This window comes from Salipiger abyssi (assembly GCF_001975705.1).
Classification (GTDB): Bacteria; Pseudomonadota; Alphaproteobacteria; order Rhodobacterales; family Rhodobacteraceae; genus Salipiger; species Salipiger abyssi.
Map to the genome: position 1 here is coordinate 2,608,545 of NZ_CP015093.1, position 15,969 is coordinate 2,624,513.

Genomic DNA, 15,969 nt, shown 5'->3' on the forward strand with positions numbered 1-15,969 from the left:
CTCATTATCTTGACGTCAAGATTTATATCTCGACATCAAGATAGTGAGGCTCCCATGTCCCGCCCAACCGATATCGCGCTGACCGCGCTGGCTCCGATTGTTTGGGGCAGTTCCTATTTCGTCAGCACCGAGTTCCTGCCGGGCGCGCCGCCGCTGACGGTGGCGGCGCTGCGGGCGCTGCCGGCGGGGCTGCTGCTGCTCGCGGTGACGCGGCAATTGCCCGGGCGCGATTGGCTCGGACGGGTGGCGGTGCTGGGGCTGCTGAACTTTGCGCTGTTCTGGAGCGCGCTGTTCATCGCCGCCTACCGCCTGCCGGGCGGTGTGGCCGCGACGCTGGGCGCGGTGCAGCCGCTGGTCGTGCTGCTGCTCGCGGCGCTCTGGCTGGGCACGCCGCTGCGGCTGGCCTCGGTGCTGGCCGCCCTAGCGGGGCTGTTCGGGGTGGGGATGCTGATCCTCGGCCCCGAGGCGCGGCTCGATCCGGTGGGGATCTCGGCGGCGCTGCTGGGGGCGCTGTCGATGGCGGCGGGAACGGTGCTCAGCCGCCGCTGGCAGCCGCCGGTGCCGCCGCTGAGCTTTGCCGCCTGGCAACTTACGGCGGGCGGTGTGCTGCTGGTGCCGCTGGCGCTGGTCATCGACCCGCGCCTGCCGCAGATGGATGCCGCCGCCCTGGGCGGGCTGCTCTGGCTGGGCCTCGTGGGCGGCGCGCTGACCTATTGGGCGTTTTTCCGGGGCATCGCCAAGCTCGGCCCCGCCGCCGTTGCGGGGCTCGGCTTTCTCAGCCCGCTCTCGGCGGTGGTTCTGGGCTGGGCCGTGCTGGGGCAGGGGCTGTCGCCGCTCCAGGCGGCGGGGGCGGTCCTGGTGCTTGGCTCGGTCTGGCTCGGGCAGAAAGCGGCGGCGCCGGGGCCCAAGAAATTTCGTACGAAATTTCTTGGGCGGGCCTAACCGGCCAGATCGAAGGCCGCGGCGAAGAGCTTGCGCGTATAGTCGGTTTCGGGATTGGCGAAGACGGTTTCCGCATCGCCCATCTCGACCACATCGCCCTGGTTCATCACGATGATCTTGTGACTCATGGCGCGCACCACTTTCAGGTCGTGGCTGATGAACAGATAGGCGAGATCGTATTTGCGCTGAAGCTCGCGCAGCAGCGTCACGATCTGCACCTGCACCGTCATGTCCAGCGCCGAGGTCGGCTCGTCCAGCACCAGCAGCCGCGGCCGCAGCACCATGGCCCGCGCGATGGCGATGCGCTGGCGCTGGCCGCCGGAGAATTCATGCGGATAGCGGTGCTTGGTCGCCGGGTCGAGCCCGACCTCGCGCATCACCTCCTCCACCGCCTGCGCCTTGGGCTTGCCGTCGGGCGAGCCGTGCACGCCCAGCCCCTCGGCGATGATCTGCTCGCAGGTCATGCGGGGCGAGAGCGAGCCGAACGGGTCCTGAAACACGATCTGCATCTCCGAGCGCAGCCGCCGCAGCTCCCGCGTCGACCAGCCGCGCACATCCTGCCCGCGATAGGTGATGCCGCCCTCGGACTGGATGAGCCGCATCACCGCCAGCGCCAGCGTGGTCTTGCCGGACCCGGACTCGCCGACGATGCCCACCGTTTCGCCCGCATGCACCGCGAAACTCGCGTCGTTCACCGCCTTCACATGGCCCACGGTCTTTTTCAGAAAGCCTTTCTGGATCGGGAACCAGATCTTGAGGTGATCGGTGCGGGCGATCTCCTCGGCGCCGGGCGTCACCGGATCGGGCTGGCCGGTGCTTTCGGCCGAGATCAGCATGCGCGTGTAGTCGTGCTGGGGGTTGCCGAATATCTCGGCGGTCTTGCCCTGTTCGACGATCTCGCCATTCTTCATCACGCAGACCCGGTCGGCGAATTTGCGCACGATGTTCAGATCGTGGGTGATGAAGAGCAGGCTCATGTCGCCCGATTGCTTGAGCTCGGCCAGCAGGTCGAGGATCTGCGCCTGAATGGTCACGTCGAGCGCCGTGGTGGGCTCGTCGGCGATCAGCAGGTCCGGCCCGTTGGCCAGCGCCATGGCGATCATCACCCGCTGCCGCTGCCCGCCCGAGAGCTGGTGCGGATAGGCATTGAGCCGCGTCTCCGGATTGCGGATGCCCACCCGGCTCAGCAGGTCGAGGATCCGCACCCGCGCCGCCTCGCCGGTCAGCCCCTGATGCAGCGCCAGGCTTTCGCCGAGCTGCTTTTCCAGCGTGTGCAGCGGGTTGAGCGAGGTCATCGGCTCCTGAAAGATGAAGCTGATATCGTTGCCGCGCATGTCGCGCAGCAGCTTGTCGGGCGCGCCGACCATCTCATGGTCCTTGTAGCGCACAGATCCGGTGACCTTTGCTGCGTCGCCGAGCAGCGACACGGTGGAGAGCGCCGTGACCGACTTGCCCGAGCCGCTTTCGCCCACCAGCGCAACCGTCTCGCCCTTTTGCACGTCGAAGCTCACGCCCTTCACGGCGCGGATCTCGCGGCCGTCCTGATGGAAGGTGACGGCGAGATCTTTCACCTCAAGCAGCGGGCTCATGAAAAGGTCTTTCTCGGGTCGAAGGCATCGCGCACGCCTTCGAAGATGAAGACCAGCAGGGAGAGCATCAGCGCGAAGACGGTGAAGGCGGTGAAGGCGAGCCAGGGCGCCTGGAGGTTCTGCTTGGCCTGAAGCGTCAGTTCGCCCAGCGACGGCGCCGAGGAGGGCAGGCCGAAGCCGAGGAAATCGAGCCCGGCGAGCGTCGAGATCGTGCCGGTGACGATGAAGGGCAGCATGGTCAGCGTGGCCACCATCGCGTTGGGCAGCATGTGGCGGAACATGATCGTCATGTTCGACACGCCGAGCGCCTTGGCCGCGCGCACATATTCAAGATTGCGCGCGCGCAGGAACTCGGCCCGCACCACCCCCACCAGTGCCGTCCAGCCGAAGAGCACGGTCAGGATCACCAGCAGCCAGAAACTTCGCCCGAGGATCGCAAAGAGGATGATGATCACGTAGAGGGACGGCGTCGCCGACCAGATCTCGATCACCCGCTGAAAAATCAGGTCGAGCCAGCCGCCGAAATAGCCCTGAAGCGCCCCCGCGACGATGCCGATGATCGATGCGAAGACCGTCACGATCAGGGTGAACAGGATCGACAGGCGGAAGCCGTAGATCACCCGCGCGGTGACGTCGCGCTTGGTGTCGTCGGTGCCGAGCCAGTTCTGCGCGTTGGGGGGCAGGGGGGCGGCGCCGGGCCGGTCCACGGGGGTGTTGAAGCTGTAGGGGATCGGCGGCCAGATCATCCAGCCCGCCTGCACATCCGCGCCGAGATCGTCGCCGGCATCGACCGCGGCGATCAGCTCGTCGGGCGTGTCGAAACAATCCACCAGCCCGCCGGTCTTGATCAGGCATTGCACCTCGGGGTCGCGATAGACCGCCTCGGTACGGAAATCGCCACCAAAGGCGGTCTCCGGATAGAACTGGAAGATCGGCATGCGCAGCTCGCCGCGATAGCTGACGAGGATCGGTTTGTCATTGGCGAGGAACTCGGCAAAGAGCGAGCCGATAAACAGGATCAGGAAGATCACCAGCGACCAGAAGGCGCGGCCGTTCTTGCGGAAGTTGCGCCAGCGGCGCTTGTTCAGCGGCGAGAGCGCAAAGCGCCCGGGCCTTGGCTGCGGTTCGACCGCCATGCCGGGCTCGGGCTGGGGGCGGATGCCGCCCACGGTGTCGGGCTCGTAACTCACCTCAGCCCTCGCGTTTCTCGAAGTCGATGCGCGGATCGACCAGCACATACATCAGGTCGGAGATGATCCCCACCACCAGCCCGATCAGGCCAAAGATGAAGAGCGTGCCGAAGACCACCGGATAATCCCGCGCCACCGCCGCCTCGAAGCCGAGCCGGCCCAGCCCGTCGAGCGAAAAGATCGTCTCGATGATCAGCGAGCCGGAGAAGAACACGCCGATGAACACCGCCGGAAAGCCCGCGATGACGATCAGCATGGCGTTGCGGAAGACATGCCCATAAAGCACCCGCCGCTCGGTCAGCCCCTTGGCGCGGGCGGTCATGACGTAGTGCTTCTTGATCTCGTCGAGAAAGCTGTTCTTGGTCAGCAGCGTCAGCGTGGCAAAGGCCGAGATCGTCGAGGCCAGCACCGGCAGGGTGATATGCCAGAAGTAATCGCCGATCTTTGCCGGCCAGCTCAGCGTCTCCCAGTTGTCCGAGGTCAGCCCCCGCAGCGGAAAGATCTGCCAGTAGGAACCGCCGGCAAAGAGCACCAGCAGCAGGATGGCAAAGAGGAAGCCGGGGATCGCATAGGCCACGATGATCGCGCCGCTCGTCCAGGTGTCGAAGGCCGAGCCGTCCTTTACCGCCTTGCGGATGCCCAGCGGGATCGAGACGATATAGGCGATCACCGTCGACCAGAGACCCAGCGTGATCGACACCGGCATTTTCTCCAGCACCAGATCGGTGACCGAGATCGAGCGGAAATAGCTCTCGCCGAAATCCAGCCGCATGTAGTTCCACATCATATTCAGGAAGCGCTCCAGCGGCGGCTTGTCGAGCCCGAACTGCCGTTCGAGATCCTCGATGAACTCCTTGGGCAGCCCGCGTGCGCCGACATAATCGCTGTCGGAGCCGAAGGTCTGCTCGCCGGTGTCGTTGCTGCCGCCGGAAAACCCGGAGAACACGTCGCCATCGCCCTGCATCTGGGCCAGAACCTGCTCGACTGGGCCGCCGGGCACGAACTGGACGAGGGCGAAATTGATGATCATGATCCCCAGCAGCGTGGGGATGATGAGCAGCAGTCGTCTTAGGATATAGGCGCCCAACGGGTTACCTCAGCACGCCAGCGGCTTTGAGAGCCTCGTGTTTTTCCTGATTGAGCCACCAGAAATCCAGATAGCCCACCGCATAGGGAGGCAGCGTCTCGGGGTGCTCGTACATGTCATACGACGCGATCCAGGTCTCGGCGACATAGCCCGCGGGTACGATCACCCGGTGCCAGCGCAGCGCCCGGTCGAGCGCGCGCAGGGCGACGATCTCGTCCTCGCGGGTCTCGGTCATGAGCGCCGCCTCAATGATCGCATCGACCATCGGGCTTTGCAGTGAGGCGGGGTTGTAAGAGGACACCACCGCCGCGTCGGAGCCGAACATCTGCTTCAGCCCGGTGCCCGCCGCCAGGAAGGTGTTGTAGCGGAAGAAGACAATGTCGAAGTCTTTGTCATAGTACCGCTGCGCGTATTGCGCAGAATCGACCTTGTCGATCTCGATGGTGACGCCGAAGGTCGTGAGTGTGCCGACATAGGTGGTGGCCATCGCCTCCACCGTGTCCGAGGTGCCCGAGGACAGCATCAGCTTCAGTGTCAGCGGCTCGCCCTCGGCATTGCGCAGCTTGCCGTCGTCGCCGACCTCCCAGCCGGCGGAGGCCAGAAGGCGCAGCGCCCGGCGCATATTGCGGCGGTCTGCCGGTGTGTCCGGATCCGAGGTATGGGCCATGACGGCCTCTTCCTCGAAGATCTCGGGCGGGATCACGTCGCCGAGCGATTCCAGAAACGCCTTTTCGGCGCCTTCCGGGACGCCCTTGGCCTCGATCTCAGTGCCCTCGACAAAGGAATTGCGCTGGGTGGTCAGGCCGTATTGCAGCGACTCGCGGGTCCACTCGAAGTTGAAGGCCAGTGCCAGCGCCTCGCGCACGGTCTTGTCGTCCATCGGCGCGCGCAGCGTGTTGAAGACAAAGCCGGTATTGGTGGGCGGCGCGCCGTCGGGCAGGGATTCGCGCTTGATCGTGCCGTTCTCGACCGCCGGGAAATCGTAGCCGGTGGCCCAGCGTTTGGTGCTGCCTTCGGGGCGGAAGGTGTAGATGCCTGCCTTGAACGCCTCGAACTCGGCGGCGTCGTCGGCGAAATACTCGATCCGGACGCGATCGAAATTGTGCCGGCCCTTGTTGATCGGCAGATGCCAGCCCCAGTAGTCGGGGTTACGCTCATAAACCACGTAACGGTTGATCTCGTAATCGCCCACCAGCCACGGACCGGTGGCCATCGGCGACAGCAGGCTCGGCTCGTCGAGCCTCTCGCCGGTCTCTTCGTACCAGGCTTGCGAGAACACCGGTGTGCCGCCGACTTGGCTGATCAGCGAGCGGCGCGAGATGCCGTCGACAAAACTGTACTTGATGGTCAGATCGTCGATCACTTCGACGCCGGCGACGCGTTCCTTGACGCCGCGCGCATAGCTGCGGATGCCCTGTTCGAGAAACAGGTTGTGGGTGAAAAGCGCGTCCTGCGCGGTCACCTTCTCGCCATTGGAAAAGCGCGCCTCGGGGCGGATGTGAAACACGCACCATTCCTGCGACGCGGGGTATTCCACGCTTTCGGCCAGCAGGCAGTAGGCATCGGTGATCGAATCCGCCGGCAGCCCGCCCTCGAAGGGCATGTCGCCGAACATGGCCTCGGCGACGACGTTGGAATTGCCTTCGGCGCGGCCCTTGCTGGCCCAGCGGTTGAAACCGTCGAAAGTGCCGCGTGCGCTGAGCGAGATTTCCCCACCCTTCGGCGCATCGGGATTCACATAGTCGAAATGGGTAAAATCGGCGGCATATTTCAGATCGTTGTAGAAGGAGTAGCCGTGGCTGCGGATCATCTCCTGCGCGACATCGGTGGCGGCCCAGCCGGTGCGCGGCAGACCTCCGAAACCGGTCGCCATCGCGCCGCCCCCGATCAGGCCCATGGCCTGGCGTCTGGTGAGAAGGCTTGCCGGGTCTTTGGTCATCGTGCTCTCTCCTGTTGCGGGCCTTGGAACGGGCGCCTGTCTGCGTCTCTTGTCACTTAGGCTAGGATGACGGGCAGCGGATGTTCAAGTTTCGAAAACGTGATCTTTGCGGATGCCAGCCGTGCGATACGAAGAACCGCCGCTCCCTGCGGAGGCGGCGGTTCGAAAAGCGGCGTCATGCACCTGCGGCAGATCGCGCCGGTGCGAAAGCCCGGCTCAGCCGCCCAGGCTTTCCAGATAGGCGATCAGGTTCACGCGGTCCTCGGGCTTGTTGAGGCCGGCAAAGCTCATGATCGTGCCCGGCGCGGCACTGCGGGGGCTTTCCAGGAAGTGGAAGAGGTTTTCCGGCGTCCAGGTCTCGCCCACCTGCTCCAGCGCGCCGGAATAGGCAAAGCCGTCCACCGCGTCGATCGGGCGTCCGACGACGCCGTCGAGATGCGGGCCGGTGGCGTTGCTGCCGTCGATCTTGTGGCAGGCGCGGCATTTGCCGAAGACGCGCTCACCCTTGGAGGCGTCGGCGGAGGCCATCAGCGTGGCGAAATCCATCGGCTCTTCCTCGGCGGCGCCGGCATCGCCGTCATCGGTCTCGATCACGTAAGACGCCACCTGTTCGCCGCCGTGACCGCCACCCATGCTGAACAGCGTATCACCGACCCAGCTGCCCAGCAGATAGATCAGCAGGGCGCCGCACACGCCGCCCACGGCTTTGGTAATCGTCATCGTGTCAAGCATTTGTCGCGTACCCCAAAGATATCCCTCGCGCGGGTGTCTACGGCTTCCCTTGCCGTCTGGCAAGGTATAGAAGCCGCGACCAAACGCGCAAGGGCTCTTGCGTCGAAAAAATTTGAACGGACCCGACCATGAAGAACCGCATCGCCTTTCAGGGAGAACTCGGCGCCTATTCGCATCAGGCCTGCCGCGACGCCCGTCCCGACATGGAGGCGCTGCCCTGCCACACCTTCGAGGACGTGATCGGCGCGGTGCGCGAGGGGGAGGCACGGCTGGCGATGCTGCCGGTGGAGAACACCACCTATGGCCGGGTCGCCGACATCCACCGGCTGCTGCCGGAAAGCGGGCTGCGCATCGTCGACGAGGCCTTTGTGCGGGTGCATATCAGCCTGATGGCGCTGCCCGGCGTCGCGCTGGAAGAGCTGGAGGTCGTGCGCGCGCATCTGGTGCTGATTCCGCAGGCGGCGGGCTTTCTCTCGCAATACGGCATTCGCGGCGAGGCCGCCGCCGACAGCGCAGGTGCCGCGGCGGAGCTGGCGGCGGAACAATCCCGCGAGGTGGGGGTGCTGGCCTCGGACCTCGCGGCGGAGATCTACGGGCTCAATATCCTCGCCCGCCATATCGAGGATCATTCGCACAACACCACGCGTTTCCTGATCATGGAGCCCGAGGCGGATCTGTCGCGCCGGGGCGAGCATGGCATGATGACCACCTTCGTGTTTCAGGTGCGCAACATCCCGGCGGCGCTCTACAAGGCGATGGGCGGTTTCGCCACCAACGGGGTGAACATGACCAAGCTCGAAAGCTACATGGTCGGCGGCTCGTTCACCGCGACGCAGTTCTATGCCGATATCGAAGGGCATCCCGAGGATCCGCCGGTGAAGCGGGCGCTCGAGGAGCTCGATTATTTCACCGAAAAACTGGAGATCCTCGGCGTCTATCCCCGCGATCCGCGGCGGGACTGACGCATGAGGGCAGGGGGGCGCATGACGGATGGCGAGATCATCGCGAGGGTAAAGGCGACGGGGCCGCGCCGGGCAATCGGTGTCGGCGCGCTGGGGGCGCTGGGGCTGCTGCTGCTCTGGCTCGCGGTGACCGAACCGCCCTCGGGGCTGCACTGGCAGCTCTTCCTGGTGCTGCTGGGCGCGGGCGCGCTCTGGATGGCGCAGCTCATGTGGCGCGCGACCGGGCACACGCTGCTGCTCACCGAGGAGATGCTCTGCGACAGCACCGGCGCGGTTCTGGCGCGGGTCGAGGAGATCGAGAAGGTCGACCGCTCGATGTTCGCGATGAAGCCGTCGAACGGGTTTCTGGTGCGGCTGCGGACCCCGGCGCCGCGCGCCTGGCAGCCCGGGCTGTGGTGGCGGCTGGGCCGGCGCCTTGCGGTGGGCGGTGTGACCGCCGGGCGCGACACCAAGCCGATGGCCGATGCGCTGGCGCTTTTAGTGGCACGGCGCGACGGGGCGCTGCCGCTGGACTAAAAAGCCCGGCCGCGCAGGGCGCGACCGGGCCTGGATCGTCGGTGGGCTGCGCTCACCAGTCGTAGTAGTAGCCGTATCCATCGTTCGGTTCGATGTTGTTCGAGCCGTCCTCGTTGTTGCAGTCGGTGGCGTTCTCGGCGTTGTTGTTGCACAGCGAGTCGCCCGGCGCATCCTGGTCGCCATTGCCCCAGCCGTTGTTCTCGCCGGCCCACAGCACCTGCGGCGCATAGCGCGGATGGGTGAAGCTGTAGGTGCGGATGACCATCGGATCGAGCCCGACATTGAAGACCGGGAAATAATCCTCCCAGGTTTCGACCAGAATGATCTGGCCCGAGTCCATCATGACCGGCAGATGCGGCAGGTAATCGTCCAGGTCCTGCGTGCGGAGTTCTACCGCATCGCCGCGTGCCGCAGACCATTCCACGGAATAAGTATTGTTGCTTTCACGATAGCTCACGACGGTAAGCCGCATGTCGAGCGGGTAGCTGGTCGCGCCCGCGACATACTCGACCGGGTTCCTCGTCAGCAGGCCGAGAAGCCGGAAAGCGTTGTCGACATAACCCGAGTCGATCGCATCGGTTTCGCGCGAGAGCATGTCACCGATGGCGTAATTGGCCTTTTGATCGACCGAGTGCTGACGGAACGCGTCGAACAGGACCCACGATGCCGCGAAGAGCACGAACAGGATCGGGATCATGATCATGACTTCGACGGTGATATAGCCCTCGGAGTCGCGCGTGAAGCGGCGCAGGCGGGGGATGATCTTGGTTTTCAGCATCTCACTACCCTCACTGCGGTTCGTGGACGAAGGTGCCGGTCGACACCAGTGCGGTATAGCCCTGCGCATCGGTTTGCAGCGTGCTGCCCAGATACGAGGTGGGGCTGATGGGCCGGTACTTGTAGCAGGCGCGCAGCAGCATCATCTCATGCTCGCGCCCGGCTTCGAAGGTGCGCTGCGGCGTGACCTCCAGAGCGGTGTCGATACAGTCGACGGTGGCCGGCGGCTGGACCCAGGCGCGCATGTCCAGCCCGACCATTTCCAGTTGCAGCTTGTTCATGCAGTCGGGCAGTGCGTTGGCGCGGTCGCAGATGCTCTGCTTGAGCTGTTCCGGGGTATAGGCCGTACCGGTGCCGAGCTTGACCTCGCGAATGGTCTGGTCGAGCGCGCGCTCCAGCTGCGTTTGGCGGATGGTCAGCGCACCCATTTCGATTGTCGAAAGCGCGATGCCGACCATGAGCGGGGTCCAGAGGGCGAAGGGAACAACCACGGAGCCCTCTTCGCCGTTACGGAAACGGCGCAGGGTGTTTTTGATGAAGCCGATCATTGCGTGAGCCTCAGCTGGTTTAGCGTATGGGCGATGGTCGAGAACGCATCTGAAATCTCGACGCCTTCGACGCGGAAGAAGTGGGCCGGCGAAGAGGCGCAGTTGCGCATCACGTTGGCGCCATGGTCGCTGACCTCGAAGCCGATCGACCAGATGAGGATGCCCTGATCCTTGGCGGCGGTGCAGATATTGCTCAACAGCCGGTCGCCGGTGGTGGCATCGTATTTCTGGTAGTAGAAGCTGCTGCGCTCCCAATAGCTCACATAGCGGTCGAGATAGTACCAGAGGTTGTACCGCTCCCACTGGGCGTATTCGCCTTCGGAGTTGTAGGCCCAGTTCTGGATCCGGTTCGAGCGGTCGTGCTGACCGTCGGTCATCAGGACCACGGTCTTGAGCACTTCATCGTCGTCGTAATCGACCGGGCGCCCCTCGAACACCGCGTCGACGGTGCCGTTCTGGATCATGCCGCTGGCAATCGGGCGGGTCGACGGGTCGAGCAGGGCGGTGGCCCATTTCATGCCCATGAAGATCGAGGTGCCGGCGCGCGGCTGGAAACGGCTGATCTGGCGCTTGATCGCATCGGCATCCTGGCTCCAGGCGCGGATGCGCTCGTAGTCGTAGCGCGGGCAGACCGTGTCGGTGCGGGTGTTGCGGCCGTCATAGTTCCACTGGAAGTGCTGCATCTGGTCGTAGGTGCGCGAGAAATCCAGCGCGGCAGAGCTGAAGACGCTGTCCGGCATCTCGATGCAGTGGGAATAGCCGTGCTTCCAGTTCACATTGAGATAGCTCAGGAGCTCCGGGCCGGCATTGACGTGTTCGGAATAGGGCACCAGCGAGATCGAGACGAGATCCTCGGAGCCGTCATTGACCAGCGTGTCGACGAATTCCGACGCGGCGTCTTTGAGCTCTTCCATCTTGTTGCCGTCGTCCATCGAGCCCGAAATATCGAGCACCATGGAAATCTCGACCTTGTTGATACGCTCGGAGGCTTCGGACAGCCCGTAAGACTGAAGCGTGTCGGCGCCGATCAGATACATGAAGTTCGAGGGCATCGTCGAATAGCCCTCGGCGGTGACGGTGCGATAGTTCAGGCCCTCGTTCACGTTGACCGAGACCAGCGCATCCCCCAGCGCCATCTTTTCCATGTAGTCTTCGACAACGCCTTCGGCATCGAGCTGGTTGTCGAGGTCGGCCGCGGCAAGCACCGCGCGGTCGAGCGTGTTCTGAACCTTGTTGCGTTGCAGCTCGGCGTGAATCATGTCGATGCCGACACCGCCGAAGACGATCATCAGCAGCGCCAGGGCCACGGCCATGAAGGTCATGCTTCCCTCGTCTTCTCCCGAGAAGCGGCGGAGACGGCTCGTCAGGGCCGAAACGGCGGTCGCTGTCCGTGGGAAATGAGCGCTCTTTTCGATAGAACGTTTTTGTTTCATCCCGATTCCTTCCGTTCCGGGCGACCCCGGAGTATGCCCCCACAGACACACATTTTGATGCCGCGATATTTGCTCTCCCAAGATGGCCAAATTAGGGCGCATTTGATGGGAAATTCGGGAATTTCCTTCATTTCTCATCAACAGATCGGATGGCGTCGCGGCTCTGTTGCGGGGCCTGCAACAATCCCCTGGTCGAGGGTTAACGGAGTGCTGTCGTCGCAGGGCAAATCAGGCGAAAAAGGGATTTGCCGCGGAAATGGGCGGCTCTAAGGTTAAAAGGTGAGTCCGGAAGATATGACCCATAACGGGCAACCGGACGAAAGGGAGGAAAGACCATGAGCGCTGCACCGGCGAATGAGCCGACGTTCCGTCAGAGCGTCGATCTGATGTTCAACCGGGCGGCGGCCCTGATGGATCTGCCCCCCGGGCTGGAAGAGAAGATCCGGGTCTGCAACGGCACCTATACGGTGCGCTTCGGCGTGCGGCTGCGCGGCCAGATCCAGACCTTCACCGGCTACCGCGCGGTGCATTCCGAACATATGGAGCCGGTCAAGGGCGGCATCCGCTATGCCTCGGCGGTCGATCAGGACGAGGTCGAGGCGCTGGCCGCGCTGATGACCTATAAATGCGCGCTGGTGGAGGCGCCCTTCGGCGGCTCCAAGGGCGGGCTCTGCATCGACCCGCGCGAATACGACGAGTACGAGCTGGAGCAGATCACCCGGCGCTTTGCCTATGAGCTGATCAAGCGCGACCTGATCCATCCCAGCCAGAACGTGCCGGCGCCCGACATGGGCACGGGCGAGCGCGAGATGGCCTGGATGTCGGATCAATACGCCCGCATGAACACCACCGATATCAATGCCCGCGCCTGCGTCACCGGCAAGCCGCTGAACGCGGGCGGCATCGCGGGGCGGGTCGAGGCGACGGGGCGCGGGGTGCAATACGCGCTGCGCGAGTTCTTCCGTCACCCCGAGGATGTGCTCGCCGCCGGCATGACCGGCGGGCTCGAGGGCAAGAGGATCATCGTGCAGGGGCTCGGCAATGTGGGCTACCACGCCGCCAAGTTCCTCTCGGAGGAGGATGGCGCGCTGATCACCGGGATCATCGAACGCGACGGCGCGCTCTACGATCCCAAGGGGCTGAACGTGGAAAAGGTGCGCGACTGGCTGATCCGCCATGGCGGGCTTGCGGGCTATCCCGATGCCAATAGCTTCGCCGATGGCGCGGCGATGATGGAGAGCGATTGCGACATTCTGATCCCGGCGGCGCTGGAGGGCGTGGTCAACCTCACCAATGCCCACAACATTCAGGCGAACCTGATCCTGGAGGCGGCGAACGGGCCGATCACCGCCGGCGCCGACGATATCCTGCGCTCACGCGGGGTGGTGATCATCCCCGATCTCTACGCCAATGCCGGCGGTGTGACGGTGAGCTATTTCGAATGGGTCAAGAACCTCTCGCATATCCGCTTCGGTCGCATGCAGCGGCGTCAGGAGGAGGCGCGCCACCAGCTCGTCCTCGACGAGCTGGAGCGTCTCGATACCGCGATGGGCGATGCCTGGAACCTCTCGCCGAGCTTCAAGCAGAAATACCTGCGCGGCGCCGACGAGCTGGAGCTGGTGCGCTCGGGGCTCGATGACACGATGCGCATCGCGTATCAGTCGATGCGCGAGGTCTGGCATGGGCGCAACGATGTCACCGATCTGCGCACCGCCGGCTTCATCGTCGCCATCGAGCGCGTCGCAAAGAGCTATCGCGCCAAGGGGCTGTGACTGTCGCCCTGTCGCCCTGCGTGACATTGGCTGCGCGGGGCGGTAGGGCAGGGCGGAAAACGCGATGAAGACGGAGCGAAAGCGATGCTGAGAGCGGGATTGATCCTGGCGGTGGCCATGGCGTCGGCCGGGCCGGTTGTGGCGCAGAGCAAGACAGAGCAATGCGAGTCCAGTGCAGACATCGTCATGACCGCGGTGCAGGCGCGCAAGGATGGCGAGTCGAAAGCCAAGGCGCGCCGCGCGCTGCGCGAGGCGCTCGACCGCACTGCCGGCGACATGCTGGCCGAATGGATCTGGGGCCTGCCCGAAGAACAGCTGACCGAAGAGGTCGGCGCGGCCTGGGAGGCGCAGTGTCTTGCACAATAGCCGCAACCGCGCGGCGCGCCTGCGGCGCACAGGATTTGTGCGCGCAGGTGGCGGGCTGACGCCTCTGCCGGGCGGGGATGCATGTGGCACCGGCATGCCGTGCGTATTTCTCAAGAGAAGAAACACGGGCTTCTGGACTCGGGGGCCGCGCGGCCCGATATTCAGTCCATGAGTCTGCCCCCCGGTTTCCTGGATGAACTGCGCAGCCGCACGAGCCTGACACAGGTCGTGGGGCGCAAGGTGCTGTGGGACAACCGCAAGTCGAACCAGGCCAAGGGCGACATGTGGGCGCCGTGCCCGTTCCATCAGGAAAAGAGCGCCTCGTTCCATGTCGACGACCGCAAGGGCTTTTACTACTGCTTCGGCTGCCAGGCGAAGGGCGACGCCATCTCCTTTGTGAAGGAGACGGAGAATGTCGACTTCATGGAGGCGGTCGAGATCCTCGCGCGCGAGGCCGGGATGACCATGCCCGCCCGCGACCCGCAGGCGGCGAAAAAGGCCGACCGACGCGAGCAGCTGGCGGCGGTGATGGAGCAGGCGACGCGCTGGTTCCGCATGCAGCTGCGCAGCGGCGCGGCCTCGGAGGCGCGGGCCTATCTCGAACGGCGCGGGCTGACCGGGCCGGTGCAGGACCGGTTCGAGCTGGGCTTTGCGCCGGAGGGCTGGCAGAATCTCTGGGATCACCTGCGCGGGCAGGGGGTGGCGGAGGATCTGATCCTCGGCGCCGGGCTGGCCAAGCCCTCGGATCGCGGCAAGGCGCCTTATGACGTGTTCCGCAACCGCATCATGTTCCCGATCCGCGACGCGCGCGGCCGCGCCATCGCCTTTGGCGGGCGCGCCATGGATCCGCGCGACAATGCGAAATACCTCAACTCGCCCGAGACCGAGCTCTTCGACAAGGGCCGCAACCTCTATAATCACGCGCCGGCGCGCGAGGCGGCGGGCAAGGGCGCGCCGCTGATCGTGGCCGAGGGCTATATGGATGTGATCGCGCTCAGCGAGGCGGGGTTCGGCGCCTCGGTGGCGCCTCTGGGTACGGCGGTGACCGAGACGCAGCTGCAACTGCTCTGGCGGATCTCTGACGAGCCCATCGTGGCGCTCGATGGCGACAAGGCCGGGTTGCGCGCCGCCTACAGGGTGGTCGACCTCGCGCTGCCGCTCCTGCAGGCGGGCAAATCTCTGCGGTTCGCGCTGATGCCCGAGGGCAAGGATCCGGACGACCTGCTGCGCGCCGAAGGGGCGGGGGCGGTGAAGACGGTCCTCGACGCGGCGCTGCCCATGGTGCAGCTGCTCTGGCGGCGCGAGACGGAAGGCAAGGTGTTCGACAGCCCCGAGCGCAAGGCGGCGCTCGATGCGCAGCTGCGCGAGGCGCTGCGGCGCATTCAGGATCCCGGCCTGCGGCGCCATTACGGCGACGAGATCAAGGAGCTGCGCTGGCAGCTCTTCCGCCCGCAGCGCCCGGCGCGCGGCAAGGGCTTTGGCAAGCGCGCCTGGAACGCGCCGCCGCCGCCCACTTCCAGCGCCAAGAGCTCGCTGCTGGTGGCCGCCGGCGAGGCGGCGGAGCTGGAGCTGCGCGAGGCGGTGATCCTCGCGGTGCTGCTCTGCACGCCGGAGCTGATCCCGGAATTCGAGCATCAGCTCGACGCGCTGCGCTGCGCCGATCCGCAGCGCGCGGCGCTGCGCGACGTGCTGCTGGGCCATTCCGGCGGCACGCCGGAGGCGTTGCGCGCCACCGCAGAGGAGAGAATCGGCGCCGAGGCCCTTGAATCCCTGCTCTCGGCACGCCATGTCGCCATCGTTCCCTGCCTGCGCCAGCCCGGAGACACGACACTCGCCCGGCTGACCGTGGCCGAGGAGCTGGCGAAGATCGCCGCGCAGACCGGGCTCGATGCCGAGATTGCCGAGGCCGAGGAGGATCTGGCAGATCTGGCCGACGAGGCGCTGACCTGGCGGCTCGCGCAGGCGGCACAGGCCCGCAATCAGGCGGTGCTGCGCAAGGACGAGGACGAGATGGACTACGATTTCGCGCCCAACGGGGCGCGGATCGACAAGGACGAACGCAGCGCTTTCGAGGCGCTCATGCAACAGATTCGCTTTTCCAAGCACGGGAACTAGC

The 15,969-nt window shown here is 65.1% G+C and carries 14 protein-coding genes; 6 read left to right on the plus strand and 8 right to left on the minus strand.

Going from position 1 to position 15,969, the window contains the following annotated elements:
- Positions 1–54: 54 nt before the first annotated feature.
- Positions 55–942, plus strand: a complete 888-nt coding sequence (locus tag Ga0080574_RS16220) for an EamA family transporter (protein WP_076701997.1) — start codon at positions 55–57, stop codon at positions 940–942.
- Here Ga0080574_RS16220 and Ga0080574_RS16225 read toward each other — a convergent pair.
- From Ga0080574_RS16225 to Ga0080574_RS16245, 5 genes are all read right to left on the minus strand, one after another.
- Complete coding sequence (locus tag Ga0080574_RS16225; RefSeq protein WP_076702001.1) at positions 939–2,531, minus strand: ABC transporter ATP-binding protein; 1,593 nt, start codon at positions 2,529–2,531, stop codon at positions 939–941. The genes Ga0080574_RS16220 and Ga0080574_RS16225 overlap by 4 nt on opposite strands.
- The gene (locus tag Ga0080574_RS16230) at positions 2,528–3,667 is read right to left on the minus strand and encodes an ABC transporter permease (protein WP_076706022.1); all 1,140 of its coding nucleotides are present in this window, start codon (positions 3,665–3,667) and stop codon (positions 2,528–2,530) included. The genes Ga0080574_RS16225 and Ga0080574_RS16230 overlap by 4 nt, the downstream gene beginning before the upstream one ends.
- Before the next feature lie 55 nt (positions 3,668–3,722).
- Positions 3,723–4,808, minus strand: coding sequence for a microcin C ABC transporter permease YejB (locus tag Ga0080574_RS16235; RefSeq protein ID WP_076702005.1), 1,086 nt, complete (start codon positions 4,806–4,808; stop codon positions 3,723–3,725).
- Positions 4,809–4,812: 4 nt separating this feature from the next.
- Positions 4,813–6,747 carry an extracellular solute-binding protein gene (locus Ga0080574_RS16240; protein ID WP_076702008.1) on the minus strand — a complete coding sequence of 645 codons (1,935 nt, stop codon included), beginning with the start codon at positions 6,745–6,747 and terminating at the stop codon, positions 4,813–4,815.
- Between the two features lie 216 nt (positions 6,748–6,963).
- Positions 6,964–7,479 (minus strand): c-type cytochrome, encoded by a 516-nt coding sequence (locus Ga0080574_RS16245; protein ID WP_076702011.1) that lies wholly within the window; start codon positions 7,477–7,479, stop codon positions 6,964–6,966.
- A gap of 128 nt (positions 7,480–7,607) precedes the next feature.
- On the opposite strand from Ga0080574_RS16245, the gene Ga0080574_RS16250 reads away from it, so the two are divergent.
- Together Ga0080574_RS16250 and Ga0080574_RS16255 are read left to right on the plus strand one after the other, a co-directional pair.
- Positions 7,608–8,441: a prephenate dehydratase gene (locus Ga0080574_RS16250; RefSeq protein ID WP_076702014.1), complete on the plus strand. Its 834-nt coding sequence runs from the start codon at positions 7,608–7,610 to the stop codon at positions 8,439–8,441.
- Positions 8,442–8,462: 21 nt separating this feature from the next.
- A complete protein-coding gene (locus tag Ga0080574_RS16255; RefSeq protein WP_083716872.1) occupies positions 8,463–8,957 on the plus strand; it encodes a hypothetical protein in 495 nt (164 codons plus the stop codon).
- Positions 8,958–9,009: 52 nt separating this feature from the next.
- Here Ga0080574_RS16255 and Ga0080574_RS16260 read toward each other — a convergent pair whose 3' ends face one another.
- The 3 genes from Ga0080574_RS16260 to Ga0080574_RS16270 are packed head-to-tail and all read right to left on the minus strand — an operon-like array spanning position 9,010 to position 11,604.
- Positions 9,010–9,735: a TadE/TadG family type IV pilus assembly protein gene (locus tag Ga0080574_RS16260; RefSeq protein WP_076702020.1), complete on the minus strand. Its 726-nt coding sequence runs from the start codon at positions 9,733–9,735 to the stop codon at positions 9,010–9,012.
- Between the two features lie 10 nt (positions 9,736–9,745).
- Complete coding sequence (locus Ga0080574_RS16265; protein ID WP_076702024.1) at positions 9,746–10,282, minus strand: TadE/TadG family type IV pilus assembly protein; 537 nt, start codon at positions 10,280–10,282, stop codon at positions 9,746–9,748.
- A complete protein-coding gene (locus Ga0080574_RS16270; RefSeq protein WP_237219268.1) occupies positions 10,279–11,604 on the minus strand; it encodes a TadE/TadG family type IV pilus assembly protein in 1,326 nt (441 codons plus the stop codon). Before Ga0080574_RS16270 ends, Ga0080574_RS16265 begins: the two co-directional genes overlap by 4 nt.
- Positions 11,605–12,050: 446 nt before the next feature.
- Here Ga0080574_RS16270 and Ga0080574_RS16275 point away from each other — a divergent pair, with 446 nt between their 5' ends.
- The 3 genes from Ga0080574_RS16275 to dnaG all read left to right on the plus strand — a co-directional run bounded on the left by Ga0080574_RS16275 (position 12,051) and on the right by dnaG (position 15,968).
- Positions 12,051–13,487, plus strand: a complete 1,437-nt coding sequence (locus Ga0080574_RS16275; RefSeq protein WP_076702032.1) for a Glu/Leu/Phe/Val family dehydrogenase — start codon at positions 12,051–12,053, stop codon at positions 13,485–13,487.
- 84 nt (positions 13,488–13,571) lie between these two features.
- Positions 13,572–13,853, plus strand: coding sequence for a hypothetical protein (locus Ga0080574_RS16280; RefSeq protein WP_076702036.1), 282 nt, complete (start codon positions 13,572–13,574; stop codon positions 13,851–13,853).
- Between the two features lie 168 nt (positions 13,854–14,021).
- Positions 14,022–15,968 carry a DNA primase gene (dnaG, locus tag Ga0080574_RS16285; protein WP_076706023.1) on the plus strand — a complete coding sequence of 649 codons (1,947 nt, stop codon included), beginning with the start codon at positions 14,022–14,024 and terminating at the stop codon, positions 15,966–15,968.
- Position 15,969: the final 1 nt, after the last annotated feature.

Excerpts from the sequence above, each read along its gene's own strand:
- Ga0080574_RS16255 (WP_083716872.1), top strand. The coding sequence starts at position 8,463 with ATGACGGATGGCGAGATCATCGCGAGGGTAAAGGCGACGGGGCCGCGC.
- Ga0080574_RS16270 (WP_237219268.1), bottom strand. The coding sequence starts at position 11,604 with ATGACCTTCATGGCCGTGGCCCTGGCGCTGCTGATGATCGTCTTCGGC.
- Ga0080574_RS16250 (WP_076702014.1), top strand. The coding sequence starts at position 7,608 with ATGAAGAACCGCATCGCCTTTCAGGGAGAACTCGGCGCCTATTCGCAT.
- Ga0080574_RS16230 (WP_076706022.1), bottom strand. The coding sequence starts at position 3,667 with ATGGCGGTCGAACCGCAGCCAAGGCCCGGGCGCTTTGCGCTCTCGCCG.
- dnaG (WP_076706023.1), top strand. The coding sequence starts at position 14,022 with ATGAGTCTGCCCCCCGGTTTCCTGGATGAACTGCGCAGCCGCACGAGC.
- Ga0080574_RS16275 (WP_076702032.1), top strand. The coding sequence starts at position 12,051 with ATGAGCGCTGCACCGGCGAATGAGCCGACGTTCCGTCAGAGCGTCGAT.
- Ga0080574_RS16245 (WP_076702011.1), bottom strand. The coding sequence starts at position 7,479 with ATGCTTGACACGATGACGATTACCAAAGCCGTGGGCGGCGTGTGCGGC.
- Ga0080574_RS16265 (WP_076702024.1), bottom strand. The coding sequence starts at position 10,282 with ATGATCGGCTTCATCAAAAACACCCTGCGCCGTTTCCGTAACGGCGAA.
- Ga0080574_RS16280 (WP_076702036.1), top strand. The coding sequence starts at position 13,572 with ATGCTGAGAGCGGGATTGATCCTGGCGGTGGCCATGGCGTCGGCCGGG.
- Ga0080574_RS16240 (WP_076702008.1), bottom strand. The coding sequence starts at position 6,747 with ATGACCAAAGACCCGGCAAGCCTTCTCACCAGACGCCAGGCCATGGGC.
- Ga0080574_RS16225 (WP_076702001.1), bottom strand. The coding sequence starts at position 2,531 with ATGAGCCCGCTGCTTGAGGTGAAAGATCTCGCCGTCACCTTCCATCAG.
- Ga0080574_RS16220 (WP_076701997.1), top strand. The coding sequence starts at position 55 with ATGTCCCGCCCAACCGATATCGCGCTGACCGCGCTGGCTCCGATTGTT.
- Ga0080574_RS16260 (WP_076702020.1), bottom strand. The coding sequence starts at position 9,735 with ATGCTGAAAACCAAGATCATCCCCCGCCTGCGCCGCTTCACGCGCGAC.